The sequence below is a fragment of the Enterobacter asburiae genome, from assembly GCF_001521715.1.
Taxonomy (GTDB): domain Bacteria; phylum Pseudomonadota; class Gammaproteobacteria; order Enterobacterales; family Enterobacteriaceae; genus Enterobacter; species Enterobacter asburiae.
Genome location: NZ_CP011863.1, coordinates 1,018,389 through 1,039,147 on the forward strand (window position 1 = coordinate 1,018,389; position 20,759 = coordinate 1,039,147).

Consider the following 20,759-nt stretch of genomic DNA (forward strand, 5'->3'; position numbering starts at 1 on the left):
ACCATTTCAGGACTGAAATGGTGCGTCCGAGTGGACTCGAACCACCGACCCCCACCATGTCAAGGTGGTGCTCTAACCAACTGAGCTACGGACGCAGAATGGTGCGTTCAATTGGACTCGAACCAACGACCCCCACCATGTCAAGGTGGTGCTCTAACCAACTGAGCTATGAACGCAACGTGTTGTCGGTGACAACGGGGACGAATATTAGCGGCACAGCACCGAGGTGGCAAGAGGGAAAATGCATTTTTCTCTCTGATTTCACGCGATTGCTTCATTACCGCGCAAAGTGAAGAGAAAGTAGCCGCCGGGCGGCGGCTACCGCGTCGTTAACGTGCCGCGCGCTGCAAAATGACCGTTGATGGCTGGCGTTGCAGGAAGCGCATTCGCATCATCATCATAATCGCCGCCGACGTCAGGCCGATGATAAAGCCCATCCAGAACCCTGCCGGACCCATGCGCTCAACCACTAAGTCAGTCAGGGCCAGAATATAGCCAGCCGGCAGTCCCAGCACCCAGTAGGCGATAAAGGTGATAAAGAAGATGGAGCGCGTGTCTTTATATCCGCGTAATACGCCGCTGCCAATCACCTGAATGGAGTCAGAGATCTGGTAAATCGCGGCCAGCAGCATCAGGTGCGAGGCCAGCGCCACCACTTCCGGGTTGTCGTTATAGAGCAGGGCAATTTGCTCGCGTAATGCAACGGTAAAGAGCGCCGTACAGATAGCCATGCACACGCCGACGCCCAGCCCGGTCCGGGCGGCCGTTTGCGCATCCAGCGTTGAGCCCTGGCCCAGGCGGAAGCCGACGCGGATCGTCACCGCCGCCGCCAGCGACATCGGCAGGACGAACATCAGGGAGCTGAAGTTCAGCGCAATCTGGTGCCCGGCCACGTTCACAATGCCCAGCGGGGAGACCAGCAGGGCGACTACGGCAAACAGGGTCACCTCAAAGAACAGCGCGAGGGCGATCGGCAACCCTAACTGCACCAGACGCGTCATGATGTTCCAGTCCGGCGTGCTAAATCTTTTCTCGTTGCGAATATCGCGCATGGAGCGGGCGCGTTTTACAAAGGCGATCATGGAGAAGAACATCACCCAGTAAACGGCTGCCGTCGCCACGCCGCAGCCGACGCCGCCGAGCTCCGGCATCCCGAAATGACCGTAAATAAAGACATAGTTCACCGGAATGTTGACCAGCAGGCCGATAAAGCCCATCACCATCCCGGGCTTGGTTTTCGCCAGGCCCTCACACTGGTTACGCGCTACCTGGAAAAAGAGGTAGCCGGGCGCACCCCAGAGCAGAGCGCGCAGATAGCCCACGGCTTTATCAGCCAGTGCGGGGTCAATGTTATGCATAGCGCGAATGATGTGGCCCGCGTTCCAGAGCACGACCATGATCAGCACGGAGACAAACCCTGCCAGCCAGAAACCCTGACGGACCTGATGGGCAATGCGCTCGCGACGACCCGAGCCATTGAGCTGAGCGATAACCGGCGTGAGCGCGAGCAGCAGACCGTGGCCGAATAGGATGGCCGGAAGCCAGATTGACGTGCCGATAGCAACGGCCGCCATATCGGTGGCGCTGTAGCCACCTGCCATTACCGTATCCACAAATCCCATTGCGGTCTGGGCCACTTGCGCGACGATCACTGGTATAGCCAGTGCCAATAGCTGGCGCGCTTCATTCATGTACTTCTGCACGTGAACACCTTTATTTTGTTGTTATTTGAGAGACTAAAAAAGCCGCCGAAACGGGCAGCAAGAAGAAAATGCAGGGGGGTGCCAGCTATTGTAGCGGGCTTTAGCTATTTATCTAGTGAAAAAATCGCCAGAAAATGCGCTCCGCTGGCAACCTCTTTTTCCAACTGTTATTGTGGTGGGATTAAACGGTGTCACCACCGTCCGGAAAAAACAGGAGTTGTAAGCATGTTTACTGGTATTGTGCAGGGCACCGCCAAAGTGGTGTCCATTGATGAAAAACCTAATTTCCGTACTCATGTTGTTGAGCTGCCGGAATATATGCTTGAGGGTATTGAAACCGGCGCGTCGATTGCTCACAACGGCTGCTGTCTGACCGTTACCGAAATTAACGGCAACCAGATTAGCTTTGATTTAATGAAAGAGACGCTGCGCATCACCAACCTGGGCGAGCTGGCGGTGGGAGATACCGTCAACGTTGAGCGGGCGGCAAAGTTCAGCGATGAGATTGGCGGGCACCTGATGTCCGGCCACATCTTGACCACCGCTGAAGTGGCAAAAATCGTGACCTCGGAAAATAACCGTCAAATCTGGTTTAAAATGCAGGATCCTTCATTAATGAAATACATCCTCTATAAAGGATTTATTGGCATTGATGGGATTAGCCTGACGGTGGGTGAAGTAACGCCAACGCGTTTTTGCGTGCATTTAATTCCTGAAACGCTGCAGCGCACCACGCTGGGCGCCAAAAAACTGGGGCACCGCGTGAATATTGAAATCGATCCGCAAACCCAGGCGGTGGTGGATACGGTTGAGCGCGTGCTGGCAGCAAAAGAAGCGGCAATAATAAAGACCGCTGCAGAAGAAGAATAAAAAATAACCCCGGGTATCCGGGGTTATTTTTTAGCGTGCGACACGTAGTCCGTGTTCAATCCCACGGCTGAATACCACCTGCCAGAGCTGAATATCCCGTGCGCGAAACGCCCCCGCGCAGGCATTCAGATAATAGCTAAACATCCGCCTGAATCGTTCAGAATAGTTGTCCGCAATCTCAGGCCAGGTCTCCTGAAAACGCGCGTGCCAGGCCATCAACGTGGTGTCGTAATCCGCGCCAAAGTTATGCCAGTCTTCCATCACGAAATGGGGTTCACTGGCGTTGGCAATCTGGCGGACGGACGGTAAACAGCCATTCGGAAAGATGTATTTGTTGATCCACGGGTCGACGTTATTGTCGGTCCGCTTAGAGCCGATGGTGTGCAGCAGGAAGATGCCGTCCGGTTTCAGATTCCGATCCACCACCTCAAAATAGGTAGCGTAGTTTTTCGGCCCGACGTGTTCGAACATGCCGACGGAAACGATCCGGTCAAACTGTTCGTTCAGGTCACGGTAGTCCTGCAGCCGGATATCCACATCGAGGCCCTGGCAGCGTTCCCGCGCCATTTTTTGCTGTTCCGCTGAAATCGTGACGCCGACGACGCTGACGCCATAGTGCTTCGCCATAAAATACGCCAGCCCGCCCCAGCCGCAGCCGATATCCAGCACGCGCATACCGGGCTGGAGCTGTAGCTTCTCGCTAATCAGACGCAGCTTGGCCTGCTGTGCCTCTTCAAGCGTCGACGCCTCTTTCCAGTAGGCGCAGGAGTATTGCATGAAAGGGTCCAGCATACGGCTGAACAGGTCGTTGCCAAGATCGTAGTGTTCTTTACCTACGATCCACGCGCGCTTTTTACTTTGCAGATTGAACAGTCGGGAAGAGGCGACGCGCAGGGTGTCTTTGAGATTGCGAGGGAGTTGATTTTCAAGACCGGCACGCAGCACGCTGGCGAAAAAGGTGTCCAGACGTTCGCACTCCCACCAGCCGTCCATATAGCTTTCTCCCAGGCCTAACGATCCCTCTCGCAGCACGCGTTTAAAAAAGTCGGGATGTTTAACCTGAGGATCGGATGGCGATGATCCATTGATAGTGATGCCTGCTCGACCTAACAGTTCACTGACGATCCGGGACCAGTTGTCGTCCGGAACGCTGACTTCTTCTATACACGATGAACTCATAGCTTCTCCATCACCCTACTGTGATCAGAACCTTAAAACAGCGTAGACGCTTTTTTTGGTTTGTGAGAAATCTCACGGTAAATACCGCGAGGCTAATATCCGACGTAGAACAGAGGAAGGGAGATAGCCCTTGCCGAAATGCCTTCCATGGTAAAACGGGAGCGCTCCGGCTCCCGTTAACACTTAATATTTATCGTATTTAATCGAACCAAATTTAGTATAGGCCTCAAAATTTGGTGATTCAATAGAAAATTCTTAGCAACCTAATCACTGAAAATTAACATGATTTCCGGCGCGATTATGCATGCGACGTTTCAACCTGAGTGCGGTTAGCCTGCTCACGCTGCGCGGAGGCCTGCATGCGATAGCCCAACACCGCCAGCGCAACGGTCACCAGCATCACGCTGGTGGTGGTCAGGAGCGGCGTGGCAATCAGCGCCGATACCACCAGGCTTGCCAGGAAACACAGCCCCAGCTGCAGGGTGTTCTGCAGCGCGGCGGCGCGGCCTGTCGCCTGCGGGAAGGGACGCAGCGCCTGGGCTACGACAATCGGGTAAATCGCCCCGTTCGCGACGGCCATCACGCAGAATGGGATCAAAATTTCGGCCAGACCGGCACCCGGAATAAAGCCAACGGCCCAGGTCCCGATGACGCTCAGCGCATACAGCACCAGCAGCCACGGCAGCATCTGCTGACCTTCCCACTTTTGAAGCGCCGCGCGGCAGCCGTACCCGCCCACCAGGAACGCGATAGTCTGCGGAACATAGCTCAGGCCGATGGCTGCCGGGCTGTAGCCCATATCGTGCAGAATGAACGGCGAACCGGTGAGCCACGCGAAGAAGCTTGCCGAGCAGGCGGCATAGATCAGGACATTACCGCGATACGCTTTGGTGCTGAGCAGGGAAGTGAAGGTAATCGGCTTCGCGTCAGCATGCGCTTCTTTTTTATGCGCGGGCTTGAGGGCGAACGCCGGCAGCATCAGTACCAGGGTAATGGCAAACAGCGTGGCGAAGATGGCCTGCCAGTCGAAATGCGCGAGGATCCAGCTGCCCAGCAGAGGGGCGAGGGCAGGTGAGAGACCCACAAGCGGCATAATGGTGGCGAAAATACGGTTAGTGCGATTAGCCGGGTAATAGTCGGTGACCAGCGCCTGCCAGGTCACGGCCGCGGCACAGACGCCCACGGCCTGAATAAAACGCAGCACCAGCAGCCAGGTGGCATCGCGTACCCATAACATCCCCAGGCAGCCCACGGCAAAAATGGCCAGGCCCAGCAGCAGCACCGGTTTACGACCAAAGCGATCCGAGAGCGGTCCCCAGAGCAGCTGAGCGAAGGCAAAGCCGGCGAGGAATAAACTCAGGCTGGCGCTGATGGCGGCAGCCGGGGTTTGCAAATCTTCCTGCATGGCGGCAAACGCCGGCAGGTACATATCGGTGGCCAAAAAGCCCAGCACGCTTAAGCCGCCGAGCCAGACTAAAAAACCGTTCCTGGGTTGCATTATTTTATTCTCCTGAGGAGGCAGGTATACATTGGCGCTGAGTGTAGGGAGTGCAAAGCCGCTTGTGAAACACTAATATTTGGCGGGTGCATTCAAAAATTTTGCAGGCAGAAAATGTGGTCAGATTATTCTCTTGAAGTAGTCGATGCTGTTGCGCGTAACGGCAGCTTTAGCGGTGCGGCACTGGAGCTGCACCGCGTTCCTTCGGCAATCAGCTACACGGTGCGTCAGCTGGAGGAGTGGCTAGCGGTTCCGCTGTTTGAACGGCGGCATCGTGATGTGGAATTAACGCCCGCAGGCGCGTGGTTTTTGAAGGAAGGGCGTTCTGTTATCAAAAAAATGCAGATCACCCGCGAACAGTGTCAGCAGATCGCTAACGGCTGGCGGGGACATCTTTCCATCGCCGTGGATAATATCGTTAAGCCGGAACGCACCCGGCAGATGATCGTCGATTTCTATCGTCATTTTTCTGACGTCGAGCTGCGGGTCTCGCAGGAGGTGTTCAACGGCGTCTGGGATGCGCTGGCGGACGGCAGGGCAGAGATGGCGATTGGGGCCACGCAGGCGATCCCGGTTGGGGGACGTTACGCCTTTCGCGATATGGGGATGCTGAGCTGGAAATGCGTGGTGGCAAGCGATCATCCGCTGGCGTCGATGGAAGGGCCGCTCAGCGATGACACGCTGCGCAACTGGCCGTCGCTGGTGCTGGAGGATACGTCCCGTTCGTTGCCCAAGCGTATCACCTGGCTTCTGGACAACCAGCGGCGGGTGGTAGCCCCTGACTGGGAATCGTCGGCGACGTGCCTCAGCGCCGGGCTGTGCGTCGCGATGGTGCCCGTTCATTTTGCGCGTCCGCGCATCGATACCGGAGAGTGGGTTGAGCTGACGCTGGAGAATCCGTTCCCGGATGCGGCCTGCTGCCTCACCTGGCAGCAAAATGACGTCTCGCCTGCGATGGCATGGCTGCTGGATTATCTGGGAGACAGCGAAACGCTGAACCGGGAATGGTTACGGGAGCCAGCATAGCTGGCCCCGTAAAGCGATTAACGACGGTAGTCGCGGAACGGACCATCCGCTACGGAACGGCGTTCGATAAGACGCGGGTGAACTTCAATGGACTGCGACTCTTCACGCTTGTTGACGATTCTGTCCATCAGCATGTTGAAAGCCGTTTCGCCCAGCGAGTCTTTTGGCTGGTGAATGGTGGTCAACGCCGGGGTAAAGAAGCGCGCGTTACGCACGTTGTCATACCCGATCACGGAAATATCCTGCGGTACGCGCAGGCCCAGCTCGTCGGCAGCGCAGAGCGCGCCCATGGCCATGATGTCGCCCCCGCAGAACACGGCGGTCGGACGGTGCGGCTGGGAGACGATCTGCTGCATCGCGCGGTAGCCCGATTCCGGCTCAAAGTCGCCCTGCACAATCCAGTTTTCCGGCACGTTGATCAGCGCTTCTTCCATCGCTTTCATAAAACCGGCCAGACGGCCCGCGCCGGTGTTGCGCTCCAGCGGACCGGGGATCACGCCAATCTCGCGGTGACCGCGTTCGATCAGATAGCGACCGGCCATATAGCCGCCTTCAAAGGCGTTATCGATAACGGAATCGGTGAAATCCGCGCGCGCTTCGCCCCAGTCCATCACCACCATCGGAATATGGCGATACTCTTCCAGCATCGACAGCACGGACTCCGGATACTCGGAACACATCACCAGCAGGCCATCAACGCGCTTTTGCGCCATCATCGACAGGTAGGCACGCTGTTTTTCAATGCTGTTCCACGCGTTGCCCAAAATCAGGGTATAGCCTTTCTGGAAGCAGTTCTTTTCAACCGCTTCAATGATCTCGGCAAAATAGGCCGCTTCACTGCTGGTCGCCAGCAATCCAATGGACTTGGTGTGATTAACCTTGAGGCTACGCGCAACCGCACTTGGCGAATAGTGCAGCTCTTTGATCGCTGCCCAGACGGCGTTGCGCGTCTCTTCCGCCACAAAGCGGGTTTTGTTAATTACATGTGATACGGTTGTAGTGGAAACGTTTGCGCGTTTTGCTACGTCTTTAATTGTTGCCATTAAATGTCACTCCAGACCATATCCTAAGCTCCTGAAAAACCTGAAGGTAAACGTTTGCCTTCTCTCACCCTTATCTCGCAATGTTGAATTGCGGCACGCCGGGAAAACGACACGGGACGTCAGGAGGGGGTCAATGGCCGGTACGCTAATAAATTTAGCGTGGAATTTTGTCCTATCTTGATGAAAAGGGGAAGAGGTAAAGTGGTTATCAGTATAAATCCAGGAAGATTTTTGACGTAATCTGTGCAAAAATGAGCAAGCTCACTTTTCGTGTGGGGATTAAAAGGAGAAAAATTGATGAGTTCCGATCTTAAGTTTTCGCTGTTCACCACCGTTGTTGTGCTGGCTCTGATTGTTGCGGCCGGTCTGACGGCTGCGCTGCACTGATTTACGCGGAGGGAGAGCCTTCTCCCTCCCGACTCCCCGGATTGTTACTTCTCTGGCAAAAATCTTTTGCCATTTTGTTAACTTCTCATTTTTTGTGATTGATGTCATGCTTTCCGCTTCTTTGTTCTGTGTCACCACATGACACGGCATCCGGAGTTGACGCATGAAAATCAATTTTCCCCTGCTGGCCCTGGCGATTGGCGCTTTTGGGATTGGCACCACTGAATTCTCCCCGATGGGGTTACTGCCTGTTATTGCCCGGGGCGTAGATGTCTCTATCCCTGCGGCAGGGATGTTAATCAGCGCCTACGCTATCGGCGTGATGGTCGGGGCGCCGTTGATGACGCTTTTGCTTTCTCATCGCGCGCGCCGCAATGCGCTGATATTCCTGATGGCGATTTTCACCCTGGGCAACGTGCTTTCGGCCATTGCGCCGGACTACACCACATTGATGCTGTCACGCATTCTGACCAGCCTTAACCACGGCGCGTTCTTTGGGCTGGGGTCGGTCGTTGCTGCCAGCGTGGTGCCAAAACACAAGCAGGCGAGCGCCGTGGCAACCATGTTCATGGGGCTAACAATTGCCAATATCGGCGGGGTGCCTGCGGCAACCTGGCTGGGGGAAGCGATCGGCTGGCGTATGTCCTTCCTGGCGACTGCCGGGCTTGGCGTGGTTGCAATGGTGGCGCTGTTCTTCTCCTTGCCGAAAGGCAGCGCGGGGGAACGTCCTGACGTGCGCAGAGAACTGTCGGTGCTAATGCGCCCGCAGGTGCTCTCCGCGCTGCTCACCACCGTGCTGGGGGCAGGGGCGATGTTTACCCTCTACACCTATATTTCACCGGTATTGCATGACATCACGCACGCAACGCCTCTCTTTGTCACCGCGATGCTGGTGCTGATTGGCGTGGGCTTCTCGATTGGCAACTATCTCGGCGGGAAATTTGCCGACCGTTCCGTGAGCGGGACGCTGAAGGGTTTCTTAACCCTGCTGATTGTCATCATGGTTGCCATTCCGTGGCTTGCGCGTAATGAGTTTGGGGCCGCGATTGCGATGGTCGTCTGGGGAGCCGCCACCTTTGCCGTGGTGCCGCCGCTGCAGATGCGCGTAATGCGTGTCGCGCATGAGGCACCGGGACTTTCATCTTCCGTGAATATCGGTGCGTTTAACCTGGGTAATGCCCTGGGCGCCGCGGCCGGTGGAGCCGTGATTTCAGGTGGTCTGGGATACAGCTTTGTGCCGGTGATGGGGGCGATTATTGCCGCGCTCGGCCTGCTGCTGGTGATGATGTCGGGTCGTAAACAGCCTGAAGCAGCCTGCGCTGCGGAATAAACCAAAAACGCAGAAGGGCGAACCCTTCTGCGTGTCTCTTACGCGGCGAAGTTCTTCGCGACAAAGTCCCAGTTAACCAGTGCCCAGAAGTGCTCCAGGTAGTTCGGACGCGCGTTGCGGTAGTCAATGTAGTATGCGTGTTCCCACACGTCCACGGTCATCAGCGGCTTCGCGCTGGTGGTCAGCGGGGTACCCGCGTTAGAGGTGGACACGATAGCCAGTTTGCCATCCGCCTCTTTAACCAGCCACGTCCAGCCAGAACCGAAGTTCTTGATGGCTGCATCGGTAAATTTCGCTTTGAAATCCGCGAAGCTGCCAAATGCGGCGTTGATTGCGGTAGCCAGTTCACCGGCAGGTTCACCGCCGGCATTCGGCGCCAGGCAGTGCCAGTAGAAGGTGTGGTTCCACACCTGAGCCGCGTTGTTAAATACGCCACCCTCTGAGCTGCGGACGATCTCTTCCAGCGTTTTGCCTTCAAAATCGGTGCCCTTGATCAGATTGTTCAGGTTGGTGACGTACGTCTGGTGATGCTTGCCGTAATGATATTCCAGGGTTTCCGCAGAAATGTGCGGTGCCAGGGCGTCTTTTGCATACGGTAGTGCAGGTAATTCGAACGACATTGCTTCTCTCCTTATTGTATTTTGTGTTGCCAATAACCACACAGACAACATGGACAGGATAGCAAATTGAAAGGGTATGCAAAAGAGGAACTTACCCTGCCACGGATGTGGCAAGGCAGGGGTTAGCGAATGGTTTTCGGCGTCATCACGCGACGCGCGCCGACGTAGTGGCGTACCCAGTAGTCTTCACTGAGAGAGGTGATCTGAATATCCTGGCCGCTACGCGGTGACTGGATGAATTTCCCATTGCCGACATACACGCCGACGTGGTCAGCCGTGCCGCGACCCTGAGTGCGGAAGAACACCAGATCGCCGTTTTCCAGCTCACCGCGGTCAACCGGTGAGGCATCGCGCAGGTGGTACATCTCATTGGCGGTACGAGGAATGCGGAATTTGACCAGATCTTTATAGGCGTAATAGACGAGGCCGCTGCAGTCAAAACCGGTACGCGGCGAGCTGCCACCCCAGTGATAAGGTTTGCCAATCTGCCCCATCAGTTTGTTCATCGCGGTTTTTTGCGCTTTCTGTACACGCACTTTATGCACTTCCGCTATTTTCGTGACCTTCGTGCATTTCGCCTTGTGGCCTTTACGCGTGATGCATTTTTCAGTAACGAGGTTAGCGGCGGTTTGCGAAGCTTTACTTTTGGAGGAGTGTGCAGTGCGGGAAGGTTTTGTTTTCGTCTTGCTAGAAGCGGTCTGTTTCGTCTGAGCCGGTGTTTTTTTCTTGTCGTTCTTAGCGGTGGTTTTTTTCTTACGTTCTGTGGCTTTCACCAGATGGTTTTTTTGTACAGCAGAATGCCGCGCCTGCTGAGAGGCGTTTGCCACTGGCGTGAAAGTGAGTGAAGTAAACAGTAAAGCACAGAGCGTGATCGAGATTTTATTTATCCGCGCCACTGGGCAGTCCCCTGATAAATGCAGGTCATCAATAATACCCGCGTGTGATTTACAAAGCCCGTCGATTCTAATCTATAAAAACCCAGAAAGTTAATAGCATTTTTCAATCTACAATCCTGTTTCGTTAGCAAGTGCAAAAAAATTCATCGTTCTGTCGCACATTTGCCCACTCCCTAAGCAAAACCCAGACCGTCGCAGGGGTAAACACCATTTGCAATGCAACTTTTCGTGACTCGGGGTAGAATGTATAAACGTGACAAAAATGTTATTTTCCGATGCCAGTCTGAACCGCTACAATGTCAGACGAATGCCGTAACAGAAGTTAAAGGAAGCAAGACATGAGCACCACTATTGAAAAAATCCAGCGCCAGATCGCTGAAAACCCGATTCTGCTGTATATGAAAGGTTCTCCGAAGCTGCCAAGCTGCGGCTTCTCCGCACAAGCGGTTCAGGCGCTGTCAGCCTGTGGTGAGCGTTTTGCTTACGTTGATATCCTGCAGAACCCGGACATCCGCGCTGAGCTGCCTAAGTACGCTAACTGGCCGACTTTCCCACAGCTGTGGGTTGACGGTGAGCTGGTTGGCGGCTGCGATATCCTGATTGAAATGTATCAGCGCGGCGAACTGCAGCAGCTCATCAAAGAGACGGCGGCGAAGTACAAAACCGAAGAGCCGGACGCAGAGTAATTTTCTGCGCAAATAAAAAAGCGACCTGATAAGGTCGCTTTTTTTTATTCTTCGCTGTCGCCCAACGGCAGCGGCCAGCCGCCCAGACGCTTCCAGCGGTTGACGATCTCACAGAACAGCTCTGCGGTGCGCTCCGTGTCGTATAAAGCGGAATGCGCCTGCGTACCGTCAAAAGGTATACCCGCCGTGATGCAGGCTTTAGATAACACCGTTTGTCCCAGAGCCAGGCCGCTCAGCGCGGCGGTGTCGAAGGTCACAAAAGGATGGAAGGGGTTGCGTTTGAGCGCGGCGCGCTCCGCGGCGGCCATGGTAAAGCTGTGATCGAAGGTGGCGTTATGGGCCACCATGATGGCGCGGCTGCAGTTACTCTCTTTCATGCCTTTACGCACCATTTTGAAAATGGCGTGCAGCGCATCATATTCACTGACTGCGCCACGCAGCGGGTTATGCGGATCGATACCGTTAAACGCCAGCGCTTCCGGCTGTAAGTTTGCTCCTTCGAAAGGTTCAACGTGGAAATGCAGCGTGGTGTCCGGTGTAAGCCAGCCCTGTTCATCCATCTTCAGCGTGATGGCGGCAATTTCGAGCAGCGCATCGGTTTTAGCGTTAAATCCGGCTGTTTCTACATCAATGACAACGGGATAAAAACCACGAAAACGGTCGCACAGACCGCTAAATTGAGCGTTATCGGACATCAGGGTCTCTTACAAGGGGAAAAAGCAGAGTGCATTATGGCAAATTTTGCAGGGTGATGCAGTAAAACTACGGGCGCATGTTGCGCCCTGAGGGATCAGTTGCCCAGACCGCGACCCGCGTCTTTGGCTTCAATCAGCTCGATTTTGTAACCGTCCGGATCTTCCACAAACGCAATCACGGTGGTGCCGCCTTTTACCGGGCCCGCTTCGCGCGTCACGTTACCGCCGTTGCTGCGAATGCGCTCACACGCTTCGGCCGCGTTGTCCACTTCCAGCGCGATGTGGCCGTAGGCGGTGCCCAGCTCATAGCTGTCTACGCCCCAGTTATAGGTCAGCTCGATTACCGCTTCATCCGTTTCCGGGCCGTAACCCACAAACGCCAGCGAGTATTTGTATTCCGGGTTTTCGCTGGTGCGCAGCAGCTTCATGCCCAGGACGTTAGTGTAGAAATCAATGGAACGTTGCAGGTCGCCAACGCGCAGCATGGTGTGAAGTAGGCGCATAATTTCCTCATTAACCAATGGAATAGACTGTCTTTTTGAACAGAAACGATGTTTTAGTATAGCGGCGAAGTATCGCCGCTATCAATGAACAACGGCGAGATTACAGAGAAGGGTAGTCGGTGTAGCCTTCCGCGCCGCCGCCGTAGAAGCTTTCCGGGCGCTGCGGGTTCAGGGCCGCTTTTTTCTGCAGACGGGCAACCAGATCCGGGTTGGCGATGTAGTCGCGGCCAAACGCGACGGCATCGATTAGCCCTTTGCCGATCAGGTCTTCGGCTTTCTCCGGGGTATAAGCCCCCGCACCGATGATCACCCCGTGGAAACGCTCGCGCACTTTCTGACGGAAAGCGTCCGTGTAAGGCTTACCGCCAGCCCAGTCCGGCTCGGACATGTGCAGATAGGCGATGCCACGTTTTGCCAGTTCTTCGATCAGATAAAGAGCATCGGCTTCTTCGTTTGGACCGTTGTCGACGTTCTGGAAAGAACCGATTGGGGAGACGCGGATCCCGATACGATCCGGGCTCCACTCCTGGCATACGGCATCAACCACTTCCAGCACCAGGCGAGCGCGGTTTTCGACGCTGCCGCCGTACTGGTCGGTGCGGTGGTTAGACGACGGTGACAGGAACTGGTGCAGCAGGTAGCCATGCGCAGAGTGCAGCTCAATCAGGTCAAAACCGGCTTCACGGGCGTTGGCCACGGCCTGGCGGAAGTCGTTCACGATACCCGGGATCTCGTCCAGCTCAAGCGCGCGCGGCATAGAGGTATCCACGCGGATCGCATTGCCGTTTTCATCACGCAGGGAAGTACGGGTGTTTGCGCTCAGGGCTGAAGCGGAGACCGGTGCCTGGCCGCCAGGCTGAATGCTGCTGTGAGAGATACGACCGGTGTGCCACAGCTGGACCGCAATGCGACCCTCTTCAGCGTGAACGCCCGCGGTGATTTTCTGCCATGCGGCGATCTGTTCCGGGCTGTGAAGACCCGGCGCACCCGCATAACCCTTAGCCTGAGCAGAAATCTGCGTGGCTTCGGTGATGATCAGGCCAGAGCTTGCGCGCTGACGATAGTATTCACCCATCAGTGGGGTTGGGATGTCGCCCGGCTCAATGCTGCGCAGACGGGTAAGCGGAGCCATAAACACGCGGTTTGGCGCAGTGACGGCACCCACTTTCAGTGGGGTAAATAATTTTTCAGCTGACATAAAGACTCCTGAGTAGACCAGTCGACTAGTAGTTGGGTAAATAAAAACGCCTGTTAAATGCCAGGCGCAGTAATGCTGTTTTTCACATGTGCCAGCGCGCTTTCCAGCGGCACGGCACTGCGCGAAATTTTTGCCTGCAGGTTAGCGCCTAGCCAGAGCGCATATAACACCTGCGCCTGGGTTAACGGCTCGCCGGAAAAGGCCAGCGTTTTTTCATCGCGGCCTTTCTCCAGCGCCTGGGCCAGCAGGGCGATAACGCCGCGGGCACCTTTATCCATCGCCGTGCGCATATCTTCAGAAAGATCGCACACTTCTGCAGACAGCTTAACGGTCAGGCATCCGCTGATAATGCCCTGCTGACAGAACTGGTTCAGCGTTTCCTGATAGTAGTTCAGAACATGATCCCGGTAGTTACCTTCACCCGACGCAAAGTGGCTCGCCAGACGCTGGTGGTAGCCAGCATAATGACGCTCCAGCATCGCCACGCCGAAGGCCTCTTTGGACCGAAAGTAGTGGTAAAACGATCCCTTCGGTACCTCAGCGGTTTTTAACAGCTCGCTCAACCCCATACCGGTGAACCCGCGATGCATGCAAAGCTGCTCGCCGGTCGCCAGTAAATGTTCGCGGGTATCGTGTTCAGTATTTCTGCTCATGGCCGCACTCTAATAGACCGTTCGGTCTAATGCAAGCGAGTTTACGGGCGACATGCGCTCAGTATATCCAGCTGCGGTTGATAAACCGTTGATTTCACGTCCATCATACCCAATACGGTTGAGAATAAATTGTCCTGGGAAACCGCATTTTTTGCTGCATGGTCGCGCAAACACTGTTCGTTGATGCCAAAGTTTTTCGCGTAATCCGGTGACAGCCAGAACATAAACGGAATATGCGTTTGCTGTTCCGGCGCCAGCATGTACGGCGTACCGTGCAGATAAATACCGCTTTCACCCAGCGATTCACCGTGATCTGAAAGATAAATCAGGGCGGTGTTCATGCTCGACTGGCGCGCTTTCAGCGCATCAATGGTTTTGCTGACCATGCTGTCGGTATAGAGGATGGTGTTGTCATAGGTATTTATCAGCGCCTGATGATCGCAATCCTGAATCTCATTGGTGTCGCAGGTTGGGGTGAATTTACGGAAGTTGTCCGGGTAACGGCGATAGTATGCCGGACCGTGGCTCCCCATCAGGTGGATAACCAGCACCGTATCTTGCTTCACGCCATCCAGCACGTTGTCCAGACGATAGAAGTTCACGTCGTCAATGCAGGATTTGTCTTTGCAGAACTGATCCAGCTGCCACTGCGTCATGTCGGTATGGGGCACGCGATCGCAGGCGCCTTTACAGCCGCCGTCGTTGTCGCGCCACAGCAGGTTGATACCCGCATGCTTGAGCACGTCGAGCAGTCCCTCGCGATGGTGAGCCAGGTCGGCATCGTATTTGCTGCGCGTCATGCCGGAGAACATGCAGGGAACGGAAACCGCGGTTTCGGTACCACACGAGGAGGCCTGCGGGAAGTTAATCACGTCCTGCTTTTTCAGCTCCGGGTTGGTTTCGCGTTCGTAACCGTTCAGGGAGTAGTTTGCCGCGCGAGAGGCTTCGCCGACGACAAGCACCAGAACGGTTTTCTTTTGTTGACCGGTAATCAGTGACCCTTTATGGGCATCTTCACCAATGCGCACCAGCGTTTGATCGCCGGCAAACCAGCGCATCTTGCTGTACTTCACCACGGCGCTGACATAGTTCGCCGGGGTGACCATTTTGACGATGCTTTTGTTATTGCGGAACAGCGACGCGTAATCTTTATAAAACAGCGCGGCAATGAGAATAATCACCAGCAGAGCGCCGAGCATCGCGGCAACGCGCGTCAGCAGCGCGTACCACCATTTTCCGGTACGAATCCGGGTCAACGCCAGCACCACGGAGGGAACGAGGCCGGCTATAACAATCCACAGAATCATCTGCGGGGTCACCAGGGCGGTCGCTTCCTGAGAGTTGGTTTCGAACACGTTCACAATCATGTTCTGATCGATCACCGCGCCATAGGTGTACATAAAGTAGGTTGCCGCGGCGCATCCGATCGTCAATACAATCAGCAGCGGCTTGCGGAGATACGGGATGTTAAGCAGGCTAAAGACAATCACCCAGCCGCAAAATAGCACCAGCGGTACGGAGGCGGCAAAGAGGAAGTCGTGCAGATGGACTGGGCCGATAATGGCCCAGCTGCGCTGGATAAACAGCCCGTTCAGCAGAGTAAAGAAAAGTGCACAGCCCAGAGTAAATTTAATGTCGTTACATTGTAACTTTTTGATTAACCACATCGATCGGTAAACCCGTTATTGTCATGATGGGCCGAGTATAGAGAGGGAAGATTAGTGAAACCTTAATGCCACAAATCTGTGATATAGGCCTTGCACGTGGCGCGATTAACGTCTTCACTGTAGGTGAGAGGTGCTTTCGGGAGGTGAGTGTGGCAGAGCAGCTGGAGTTTTTCCCCATCCAGAGCCCGTGCCGGGGTATTTGTCAGGTCGATGAACGCGGATATTGCCGCGGGTGCATGCGTACCCGCGATGAGCGTTTTAACTGGCAAAACTTTAGCGACACTCAAAAGCAGGAGGTGTTACGCCTCTGCCGACAGCGTCTTCTGCGCAAAATACGCGCAAACAAAGCGGGTGAAACCGAAGAACCCCAGCAACCTTCACTTTTTTAACACGGTAATTGCGTATACTCATGACATTACGTCCTTGAGGAAAATGTTATGGTTCAGCGAATTACCCTTGCCCCCCAGGGGCCAGAATTCTCCCGTTTTGTAATGGGCTACTGGCGTCTGATGGACTGGAATATGTCCCCCCTCCAGCTGGCGAGCTTTATTGAAGAGCACCTTGATTTAGGCATCACCACGGTCGATCATGCGGATATTTACGGTGGCTACCAGTGCGAGGCCGCGTTCGGCGAGGCGCTCAAGCTGGTTCCGGCCCTGCGCGATCGCATGGAGATCGTCACGAAGTGTGGGATTGCCACCACGGCAAAACCTGAACACGCCCTCGGCCATTACATCACCGACAGTGCGCATATCATTAAGAGCGCCGAGCAGTCGCTGGTCAATCTGGCGACCGACCGTATCGACCTGCTGTTAATCCACCGCCCCGACCCGCTGATGGATGCCGATGAGGTGGCGGAAGCCTTCCTGAACCTGCACCAGAGTGGGAAAGTGCGTCACTTCGGCGTCTCTAACTTTACCCCGGCACAGTTTGCGCTGCTTCAGTCGCGCCTGCCGTTTACGCTGGCCACTAACCAGGTTGAGATCTCCCCGGTCCACCAGCCGCTGCTGCTGGACGGTACCCTCGATCAGCTGCAGCAGCTGCGCATTCGCCCAATGGCGTGGTCGTGCCTGGGGGGCGGACGTCTGTTCAATGATGATGAGTTCCAGCCGCTGCGCAACGAGCTTGAAACCATCGCCCGTGAACTGAACGCGGAGAGCATCGAACAGGTGGTTTACGCATGGATCCTGCGCCTGCCATCAAAACCGCTGCCGATTATCGGTTCCGGCAAAATTGAGCGCGTGCGTTCTGCGCTGGCCGCTGAAGAGCTGCAGATGACCCGTCAGCAGTGGTTCCGCATCCGTAAGGCCGCGCTGGGTTACGACGTACCATAAACCGCCTGAAGGTGACTTTCCGGTCAAATCTTTGCCCCTGGTATACACTTAAGGGGCAAAAAATAACCCGCGGAGGTCATATGAAGCGTTTTGCTCTGGCACTGGTCACGCTGGTTGTTTGCGCAGGGGCGCAGGCAGCCAGTGACGAAGTGGAAATGAATCTCGTCACCCCACAGGGTGTGGGTCAGTCCATCGGAACGGTGAAAATCACTGAAACCGATAAAGGACTGGAGTTTGCACCCAACCTCAAAGCCCTCCCTCCCGGTGAACATGGTTTCCATGTTCATGCCAAAGGGAGCTGTCAGCCCGCTTTAAAAGAGGGCAAACCGTCGGCGGCGGAAGCGGCAGGGGGTCACCTCGATCCGCAGCATTCCGGCAAGCATGAAGGCCCGGATGGAATGGGGCATTTAGGCGATCTGCCAGTGCTGGTGGTGAATAACGACGGTAAAGCCACCGATCCCGTTGTCGCGCCGCGACTGAAAAAGCTGGATGAGGTGAAAGGCAAAGCGCTGATGATCCATGTCGGCGGCGACAATATGTCCGATCGGCCTAAACCGCTTGGCGGCGGCGGGGCACGCTATGCGTGCGGCGTGATCTGATCCCCAATCGTTCCCGGTGGCGGTGCCTGTTCCAGCTGCGAGAGCGAGCAGTGCAGGCGCCAGATTATCGAGGCCAAATCACGGGCTGCGGGCAGATGATGCTGTGCCAGCGTATCGCAGATCCGCTGCAGTTCATTCAGCGTGGCTTCGAGCGGCCGCTGCTGGACACCGCGCTCGCTCATTACATCGCGCAGCAGGGAGATGCAAACATCACGAACCTGCGACAGCGGATCGGAACGCGTTTCCCACGCGCGAAGCTGCCAGACCACGTGCGAGCAGTTCAACAGCACCACGCCCCAGCGCAGCAGCCAGCGCCGGGACAGCGCGTCCTGGCTGTTATTCAGCTGACTGACGTGATGATAGACCAGCGATTCATACTCGTTTTCACCCAGGTGCGGTTTACGGCTGAGCTGGTCGACAAACCCTCTGCGTAACTCCCGAATATGCCTGCGGCTCTTGCGTGCATCGGAGCCGGGACGTAACACCGCAAAAGCCAGCCACGCCAGCCCCACGCCAAGGATCTTTGCCAGGTTATCATTGAGAAAATCGGCGTAATCATAAACCGGTGGATTCGTCACGGAGATAAACGAGCCCATAAAGACAATCAGCTGTCCCCAGAGGCCCGCCAGCTTAGGCATTTGCAGCTTCAGAAGCTGCATGGTGGTTAACAGGGGAAACAGGAAAAGCAGGAACTGCCACAGATCGCTTATCTGCACCATCAGGCCAAACTTCACCACGAAGCTGAAAAGCGACAACAGCACCAGCGTGCGCAGCAGGAGCGTAAGCGAGTTGAACGGCGAGGCCGCGACGGAATAAAGCACGCAGCTGATGGCGGCAAGCGTCAGGGCCGCCGTACCGGACTCCCACTGCGTGGTAATGCTCCACGCCCCCACCAGCATCAGCGCGCAGAAGGTGCGAAAACCGCCCCACAGCGCTTCAAGATAGTCGGTATGGCGCGCAAGTGCCGGGCTGCCGGGGACGTTGAACTCCGTTAATGGGGTCGCGTTTTCGACGGCCGTAATCCAGCGGCTGCTGCGCAGGTACAGACGGCAAAAGTAATTCAGGCGCTGCCAGAAGGCGCGATGGCGGTAGTCGTACTCATCAACCGGGGCGAGCGGAGCGATAATCCGCGCTACGGTGTAAATGTCCGCATCCGGGCGCGCAAGAGCCGCGAGCAGCGTTTCAATCACGGCTCGGGTATTTTCAGGCGGCGTCGGCCAGTTGAGCAGCATCCGGCGCAGGCTGGAGATGGCGCTGGTCATGCGCAGCTGCTGGTGCAGCAGATAGTTAAGCAGGGTGTTCTGGCGGCGAAAGCGGTAGTGGCTCCAGAACGCCTGAATGCGCAACAGATTCATCGTCAGGATCTGTCCGATAACCTTTTCATGCGCGAGGCGGATATCGTCGCTGGTATCCGGTTGCCACAGCAGACTCGCGTGTTCCAGTAACCGGGTATGCATGGTTTTCAGCGCGGTGATGAGCGCGGTGCCGTCGGATGTGCTGGGGAGGATCATCATCATGAAGCCGCCGCTGAGGATCCCGACAATCACTTCGCAGACGCGCGCCTGCGCGATATCCCACAGCTCGGTGGTGTCGAGCACGTTAACCACCGGAAAGGCGATAATGGCGGCGGTATAGCCCGCCAGCTGGAATGCGTAGGCGACGTTATTGGTAAAATGGGCGCAGGCCCAGGTACAGAACCCCAGCCATGCGGCCATGCTCAGCAGGAACAGCCACGGATCGTTCAGCGTATGGCCGGCGATAATTAGCGCTGCGGTGGCGCCCAGCAGGCTGCCTGCGATGCGGCCAAGGCTTTTACTGATCACCCCGCCGACCGTCGGGAAACTCACTACCGCCGCAGACGTCATCGCCCAGTAGGGCTCATCCAGGTTCAGGTAATAAGCCACAGTCAGCGCAAGACACATGGCAATGCCGTTACGCAGCGCGTAGCGCCACTGGGGACGCGTCGCTTTCATCCACGGCGTGTTTTGCCAGGAGAGACTCTGCAGCTTCATCACCGGTTGCCGATGGAGACAGTGCAGGTGGTGCCGGACACAAGGGTAATGTCCTGCGGTAAATGGTCAAACTCCACGCGAACCGGAACGCGCTGGGCCAGACGCACCCAGGGGACGTTCGGCTTTATGTCCGGCACCAGCCCTGAATCCGTCTCAACGCTTTGATCGTAAATGGCGCGGCCAATGCTGGATACGTGACCCTGTAACTTCTGCGAGCCGCTGTAAAGCGTTATTGCGGCTGGCGAACCCTCGCGAATATGTCGAAGCTTGGTCTCTTCGAAATAGCCCACTACGTAGAAGGAGTGGCTGTCGACGAGGGCGAATATCGGTTGTCCCGTGGTGGCATAATTCCCCACGCGGGCCGAGAGGTTGGTCACCCATCCATCAACAGGTGCCGTAATCACGGTTTGGGTCAGTTGCCACTGCGCCTGCTTAAGCGTCGCCTCCGCCACGTTGACGTTCGCCTGCATGGCCTTCACATTGATGTTTGCGGTGTCTAAATCTTCCGCTGAGATGTAGTTTTGCGACAGGTGACGGCGGCGATTGGCCTCGTTGTTTGCCTTTGCCAGATCCGACTGGGCTTTCGCCAGCTGCGCCTGGGCGTTCAGGATCGCAATGTGGTACGGGGTGTCGTCGATGCGGAATAAAATGTCTCCCTTTTTGACGAACTGGTTATCCTTAACCAACAGCGTCGTAATACTTCCCGACACCTGAGGGGTAATGCTGACCTGTTCAGCGCGGACTTTGCCATCACGCGTCCAGGGCGACTGCATATAAAAATTCCACATCCACCAGCCCGCAACCAGCGCGAGGGCAAGGACAAACAGGGTGGAAAAGTATTTTAGCGTTTTCAGGGACAT

The 20,759-nt window shown here is 55.9% G+C and carries 21 protein-coding genes and 2 tRNA genes; 8 read left to right on the forward strand and 15 right to left on the reverse strand.

Annotated elements, in window-relative coordinates; all coding sequences use genetic code 11:
- Window positions 1-18: 18 nt before the first annotated feature.
- From ACJ69_RS05030 to mdtK, 3 genes are all read right to left on the reverse strand, one after another.
- A tRNA-Val gene (locus tag ACJ69_RS05030) sits at window positions 19-95 on the reverse strand.
- Window positions 96-99: 4 nt separating this feature from the next.
- A tRNA-Val gene (locus ACJ69_RS05035) sits at window positions 100-176 on the reverse strand.
- Window positions 177-329: 153 nt separating this feature from the next.
- Window positions 330-1,703, reverse strand: a complete 1,374-nt coding sequence (mdtK, locus tag ACJ69_RS05040) for an MdtK family multidrug efflux MATE transporter (protein WP_029739789.1) — start codon at window positions 1,701-1,703, stop codon at window positions 330-332.
- A gap of 225 nt (window positions 1,704-1,928) precedes the next feature.
- Between mdtK and ACJ69_RS05045 the strand changes: the two genes are divergently transcribed.
- Window positions 1,929-2,573: a riboflavin synthase gene (locus ACJ69_RS05045; RefSeq protein ID WP_059346588.1), complete on the forward strand. Its 645-nt coding sequence runs from the start codon at window positions 1,929-1,931 to the stop codon at window positions 2,571-2,573.
- 30 nt (window positions 2,574-2,603) lie between these two features.
- Here the strand turns inward: ACJ69_RS05045 and cfa are convergent, their stop codons facing one another.
- The gene (gene cfa / locus ACJ69_RS05050) at window positions 2,604-3,752 is read right to left on the reverse strand and encodes a cyclopropane fatty acyl phospholipid synthase (RefSeq protein ID WP_029739791.1); all 1,149 of its coding nucleotides are present in this window, start codon (window positions 3,750-3,752) and stop codon (window positions 2,604-2,606) included.
- Between the two features lie 298 nt (window positions 3,753-4,050).
- Window positions 4,051-5,250, reverse strand: coding sequence for a purine nucleoside transporter PunC (punC, locus tag ACJ69_RS05055; RefSeq protein WP_059346590.1), 1,200 nt, complete (start codon window positions 5,248-5,250; stop codon window positions 4,051-4,053).
- A gap of 114 nt (window positions 5,251-5,364) precedes the next feature.
- Between punC and punR the strand changes: the two genes are divergently transcribed.
- A complete protein-coding gene (punR, locus tag ACJ69_RS05060) occupies window positions 5,365-6,276 on the forward strand; it encodes a DNA-binding transcriptional activator PunR (protein WP_059346592.1) in 912 nt (303 codons plus the stop codon).
- Window positions 6,277-6,293: 17 nt separating this feature from the next.
- Here punR and purR read toward each other — a convergent pair whose 3' ends face one another.
- Window positions 6,294-7,319 (reverse strand): HTH-type transcriptional repressor PurR, encoded by a 1,026-nt coding sequence (purR, locus tag ACJ69_RS05065; protein ID WP_023335431.1) that lies wholly within the window; start codon window positions 7,317-7,319, stop codon window positions 6,294-6,296.
- 297 nt (window positions 7,320-7,616) lie between these two features.
- Here purR and cydH point away from each other — a divergent pair, with 297 nt between their 5' ends.
- Both cydH and ACJ69_RS05075 read left to right on the forward strand, forming a co-directional pair.
- On the forward strand, window positions 7,617-7,706 hold the full coding sequence (gene cydH, locus ACJ69_RS25160) for a cytochrome bd-I oxidase subunit CydH (protein WP_008500596.1): 90 nt from the start codon (window positions 7,617-7,619) through the stop codon (window positions 7,704-7,706).
- Between the two features lie 163 nt (window positions 7,707-7,869).
- A complete protein-coding gene (locus ACJ69_RS05075; RefSeq protein WP_059346594.1) occupies window positions 7,870-9,036 on the forward strand; it encodes an MFS transporter in 1,167 nt (388 codons plus the stop codon).
- Between the two features lie 38 nt (window positions 9,037-9,074).
- On the opposite strand, the gene sodB is transcribed toward ACJ69_RS05075, so the two are convergent.
- A complete protein-coding gene (gene sodB / locus ACJ69_RS05080) occupies window positions 9,075-9,656 on the reverse strand; it encodes a superoxide dismutase [Fe] (RefSeq protein WP_023311353.1) in 582 nt (193 codons plus the stop codon).
- A 122-nt stretch (window positions 9,657-9,778) separates the two neighbouring features.
- Entirely contained in the window at window positions 9,779-10,552 is a 774-nt protein-coding gene (locus tag ACJ69_RS05085; protein WP_029739796.1) for a C40 family peptidase, read from the reverse strand.
- A gap of 338 nt (window positions 10,553-10,890) precedes the next feature.
- Between ACJ69_RS05085 and grxD the strand changes: the two genes are divergently transcribed.
- The gene (grxD, locus tag ACJ69_RS05090; RefSeq protein ID WP_003832760.1) at window positions 10,891-11,238 is read left to right on the forward strand and encodes a monothiol glutaredoxin 4; all 348 of its coding nucleotides are present in this window, start codon (window positions 10,891-10,893) and stop codon (window positions 11,236-11,238) included.
- A gap of 44 nt (window positions 11,239-11,282) precedes the next feature.
- On the opposite strand, the gene rnt is transcribed toward grxD, so the two are convergent.
- The 5 genes from rnt to eptA all read right to left on the reverse strand — a co-directional run bounded on the left by rnt (window position 11,283) and on the right by eptA (window position 15,954).
- Entirely contained in the window at window positions 11,283-11,933 is a 651-nt protein-coding gene (rnt, locus tag ACJ69_RS05095; protein WP_059346595.1) for a ribonuclease T, read from the reverse strand.
- 95 nt (window positions 11,934-12,028) lie between these two features.
- Window positions 12,029-12,436 (reverse strand): lactoylglutathione lyase, encoded by a 408-nt coding sequence (gene gloA / locus ACJ69_RS05100; RefSeq protein ID WP_013096923.1) that lies wholly within the window; start codon window positions 12,434-12,436, stop codon window positions 12,029-12,031.
- 100 nt (window positions 12,437-12,536) lie between these two features.
- A complete protein-coding gene (gene nemA, locus ACJ69_RS05105) occupies window positions 12,537-13,634 on the reverse strand; it encodes an alkene reductase (RefSeq protein WP_023311356.1) in 1,098 nt (365 codons plus the stop codon).
- A 53-nt stretch (window positions 13,635-13,687) separates the two neighbouring features.
- Complete coding sequence (locus ACJ69_RS05110; protein ID WP_054829564.1) at window positions 13,688-14,287, reverse strand: TetR/AcrR family transcriptional regulator; 600 nt, start codon at window positions 14,285-14,287, stop codon at window positions 13,688-13,690.
- Window positions 14,288-14,328: 41 nt separating this feature from the next.
- Complete coding sequence (eptA, locus tag ACJ69_RS05115) at window positions 14,329-15,954, reverse strand: phosphoethanolamine transferase EptA (RefSeq protein WP_059346597.1); 1,626 nt, start codon at window positions 15,952-15,954, stop codon at window positions 14,329-14,331.
- A gap of 149 nt (window positions 15,955-16,103) precedes the next feature.
- Here eptA and ACJ69_RS05120 point away from each other — a divergent pair, with 149 nt between their 5' ends.
- From ACJ69_RS05120 to sodC, 3 genes are all read left to right on the forward strand, one after another.
- Window positions 16,104-16,343, forward strand: a complete 240-nt coding sequence (locus ACJ69_RS05120; RefSeq protein ID WP_008500587.1) for a DUF1289 domain-containing protein — start codon at window positions 16,104-16,106, stop codon at window positions 16,341-16,343.
- 48 nt (window positions 16,344-16,391) lie between these two features.
- Window positions 16,392-17,288 carry an aldo/keto reductase gene (locus ACJ69_RS05125; RefSeq protein ID WP_032638255.1) on the forward strand — a complete coding sequence of 299 codons (897 nt, stop codon included), beginning with the start codon at window positions 16,392-16,394 and terminating at the stop codon, window positions 17,286-17,288.
- Between the two features lie 80 nt (window positions 17,289-17,368).
- Entirely contained in the window at window positions 17,369-17,887 is a 519-nt protein-coding gene (gene sodC / locus ACJ69_RS05130) for a superoxide dismutase [Cu-Zn] SodC (RefSeq protein ID WP_045887807.1), read from the forward strand.
- Here sodC and ACJ69_RS05135 read toward each other — a convergent pair.
- The gene (locus tag ACJ69_RS05135; protein ID WP_059346599.1) at window positions 17,866-19,899 is read right to left on the reverse strand and encodes an FUSC family protein; all 2,034 of its coding nucleotides are present in this window, start codon (window positions 19,897-19,899) and stop codon (window positions 17,866-17,868) included. The genes sodC and ACJ69_RS05135 overlap by 22 nt on opposite strands.
- Complete coding sequence (locus tag ACJ69_RS05140) at window positions 19,899-20,759, reverse strand: efflux RND transporter periplasmic adaptor subunit (RefSeq protein ID WP_059346602.1); 861 nt, start codon at window positions 20,757-20,759, stop codon at window positions 19,899-19,901. The genes ACJ69_RS05135 and ACJ69_RS05140 overlap by 1 nt, the downstream gene beginning before the upstream one ends.

Coding starts and splice junctions, on each gene's coding strand:
- sodB (WP_023311353.1), bottom strand. CDS start 9,656: ATGTCGTTCGAATTACCTGCACTACCGTATGCAAAAGACGCCCTGGCA.
- gloA (WP_013096923.1), bottom strand. CDS start 12,436: ATGCGCCTACTTCACACCATGCTGCGCGTTGGCGACCTGCAACGTTCC.
- purR (WP_023335431.1), bottom strand. CDS start 7,319: ATGGCAACAATTAAAGACGTAGCAAAACGCGCAAACGTTTCCACTACA.
- eptA (WP_059346597.1), bottom strand. CDS start 15,954: ATGTGGTTAATCAAAAAGTTACAATGTAACGACATTAAATTTACTCTG.
- grxD (WP_003832760.1), top strand. CDS start 10,891: ATGAGCACCACTATTGAAAAAATCCAGCGCCAGATCGCTGAAAACCCG.
- nemA (WP_023311356.1), bottom strand. CDS start 13,634: ATGTCAGCTGAAAAATTATTTACCCCACTGAAAGTGGGTGCCGTCACT.
- ACJ69_RS05135 (WP_059346599.1), bottom strand. CDS start 19,899: ATGAAGCTGCAGAGTCTCTCCTGGCAAAACACGCCGTGGATGAAAGCG.
- sodC (WP_045887807.1), top strand. CDS start 17,369: ATGAAGCGTTTTGCTCTGGCACTGGTCACGCTGGTTGTTTGCGCAGGG.
- punR (WP_059346592.1), top strand. CDS start 5,365: ATGTGGTCAGATTATTCTCTTGAAGTAGTCGATGCTGTTGCGCGTAAC.
- ACJ69_RS05075 (WP_059346594.1), top strand. CDS start 7,870: ATGAAAATCAATTTTCCCCTGCTGGCCCTGGCGATTGGCGCTTTTGGG.
- punC (WP_059346590.1), bottom strand. CDS start 5,250: ATGCAACCCAGGAACGGTTTTTTAGTCTGGCTCGGCGGCTTAAGCGTG.
- ACJ69_RS05045 (WP_059346588.1), top strand. CDS start 1,929: ATGTTTACTGGTATTGTGCAGGGCACCGCCAAAGTGGTGTCCATTGAT.
- ACJ69_RS05110 (WP_054829564.1), bottom strand. CDS start 14,287: ATGAGCAGAAATACTGAACACGATACCCGCGAACATTTACTGGCGACC.
- ACJ69_RS05125 (WP_032638255.1), top strand. CDS start 16,392: ATGGTTCAGCGAATTACCCTTGCCCCCCAGGGGCCAGAATTCTCCCGT.
- cydH (WP_008500596.1), top strand. CDS start 7,617: ATGAGTTCCGATCTTAAGTTTTCGCTGTTCACCACCGTTGTTGTGCTG.
- rnt (WP_059346595.1), bottom strand. CDS start 11,933: ATGTCCGATAACGCTCAATTTAGCGGTCTGTGCGACCGTTTTCGTGGT.
- cfa (WP_029739791.1), bottom strand. CDS start 3,752: ATGAGTTCATCGTGTATAGAAGAAGTCAGCGTTCCGGACGACAACTGG.
- ACJ69_RS05140 (WP_059346602.1), bottom strand. CDS start 20,759: ATGTCCCTGAAAACGCTAAAATACTTTTCCACCCTGTTTGTCCTTGCC.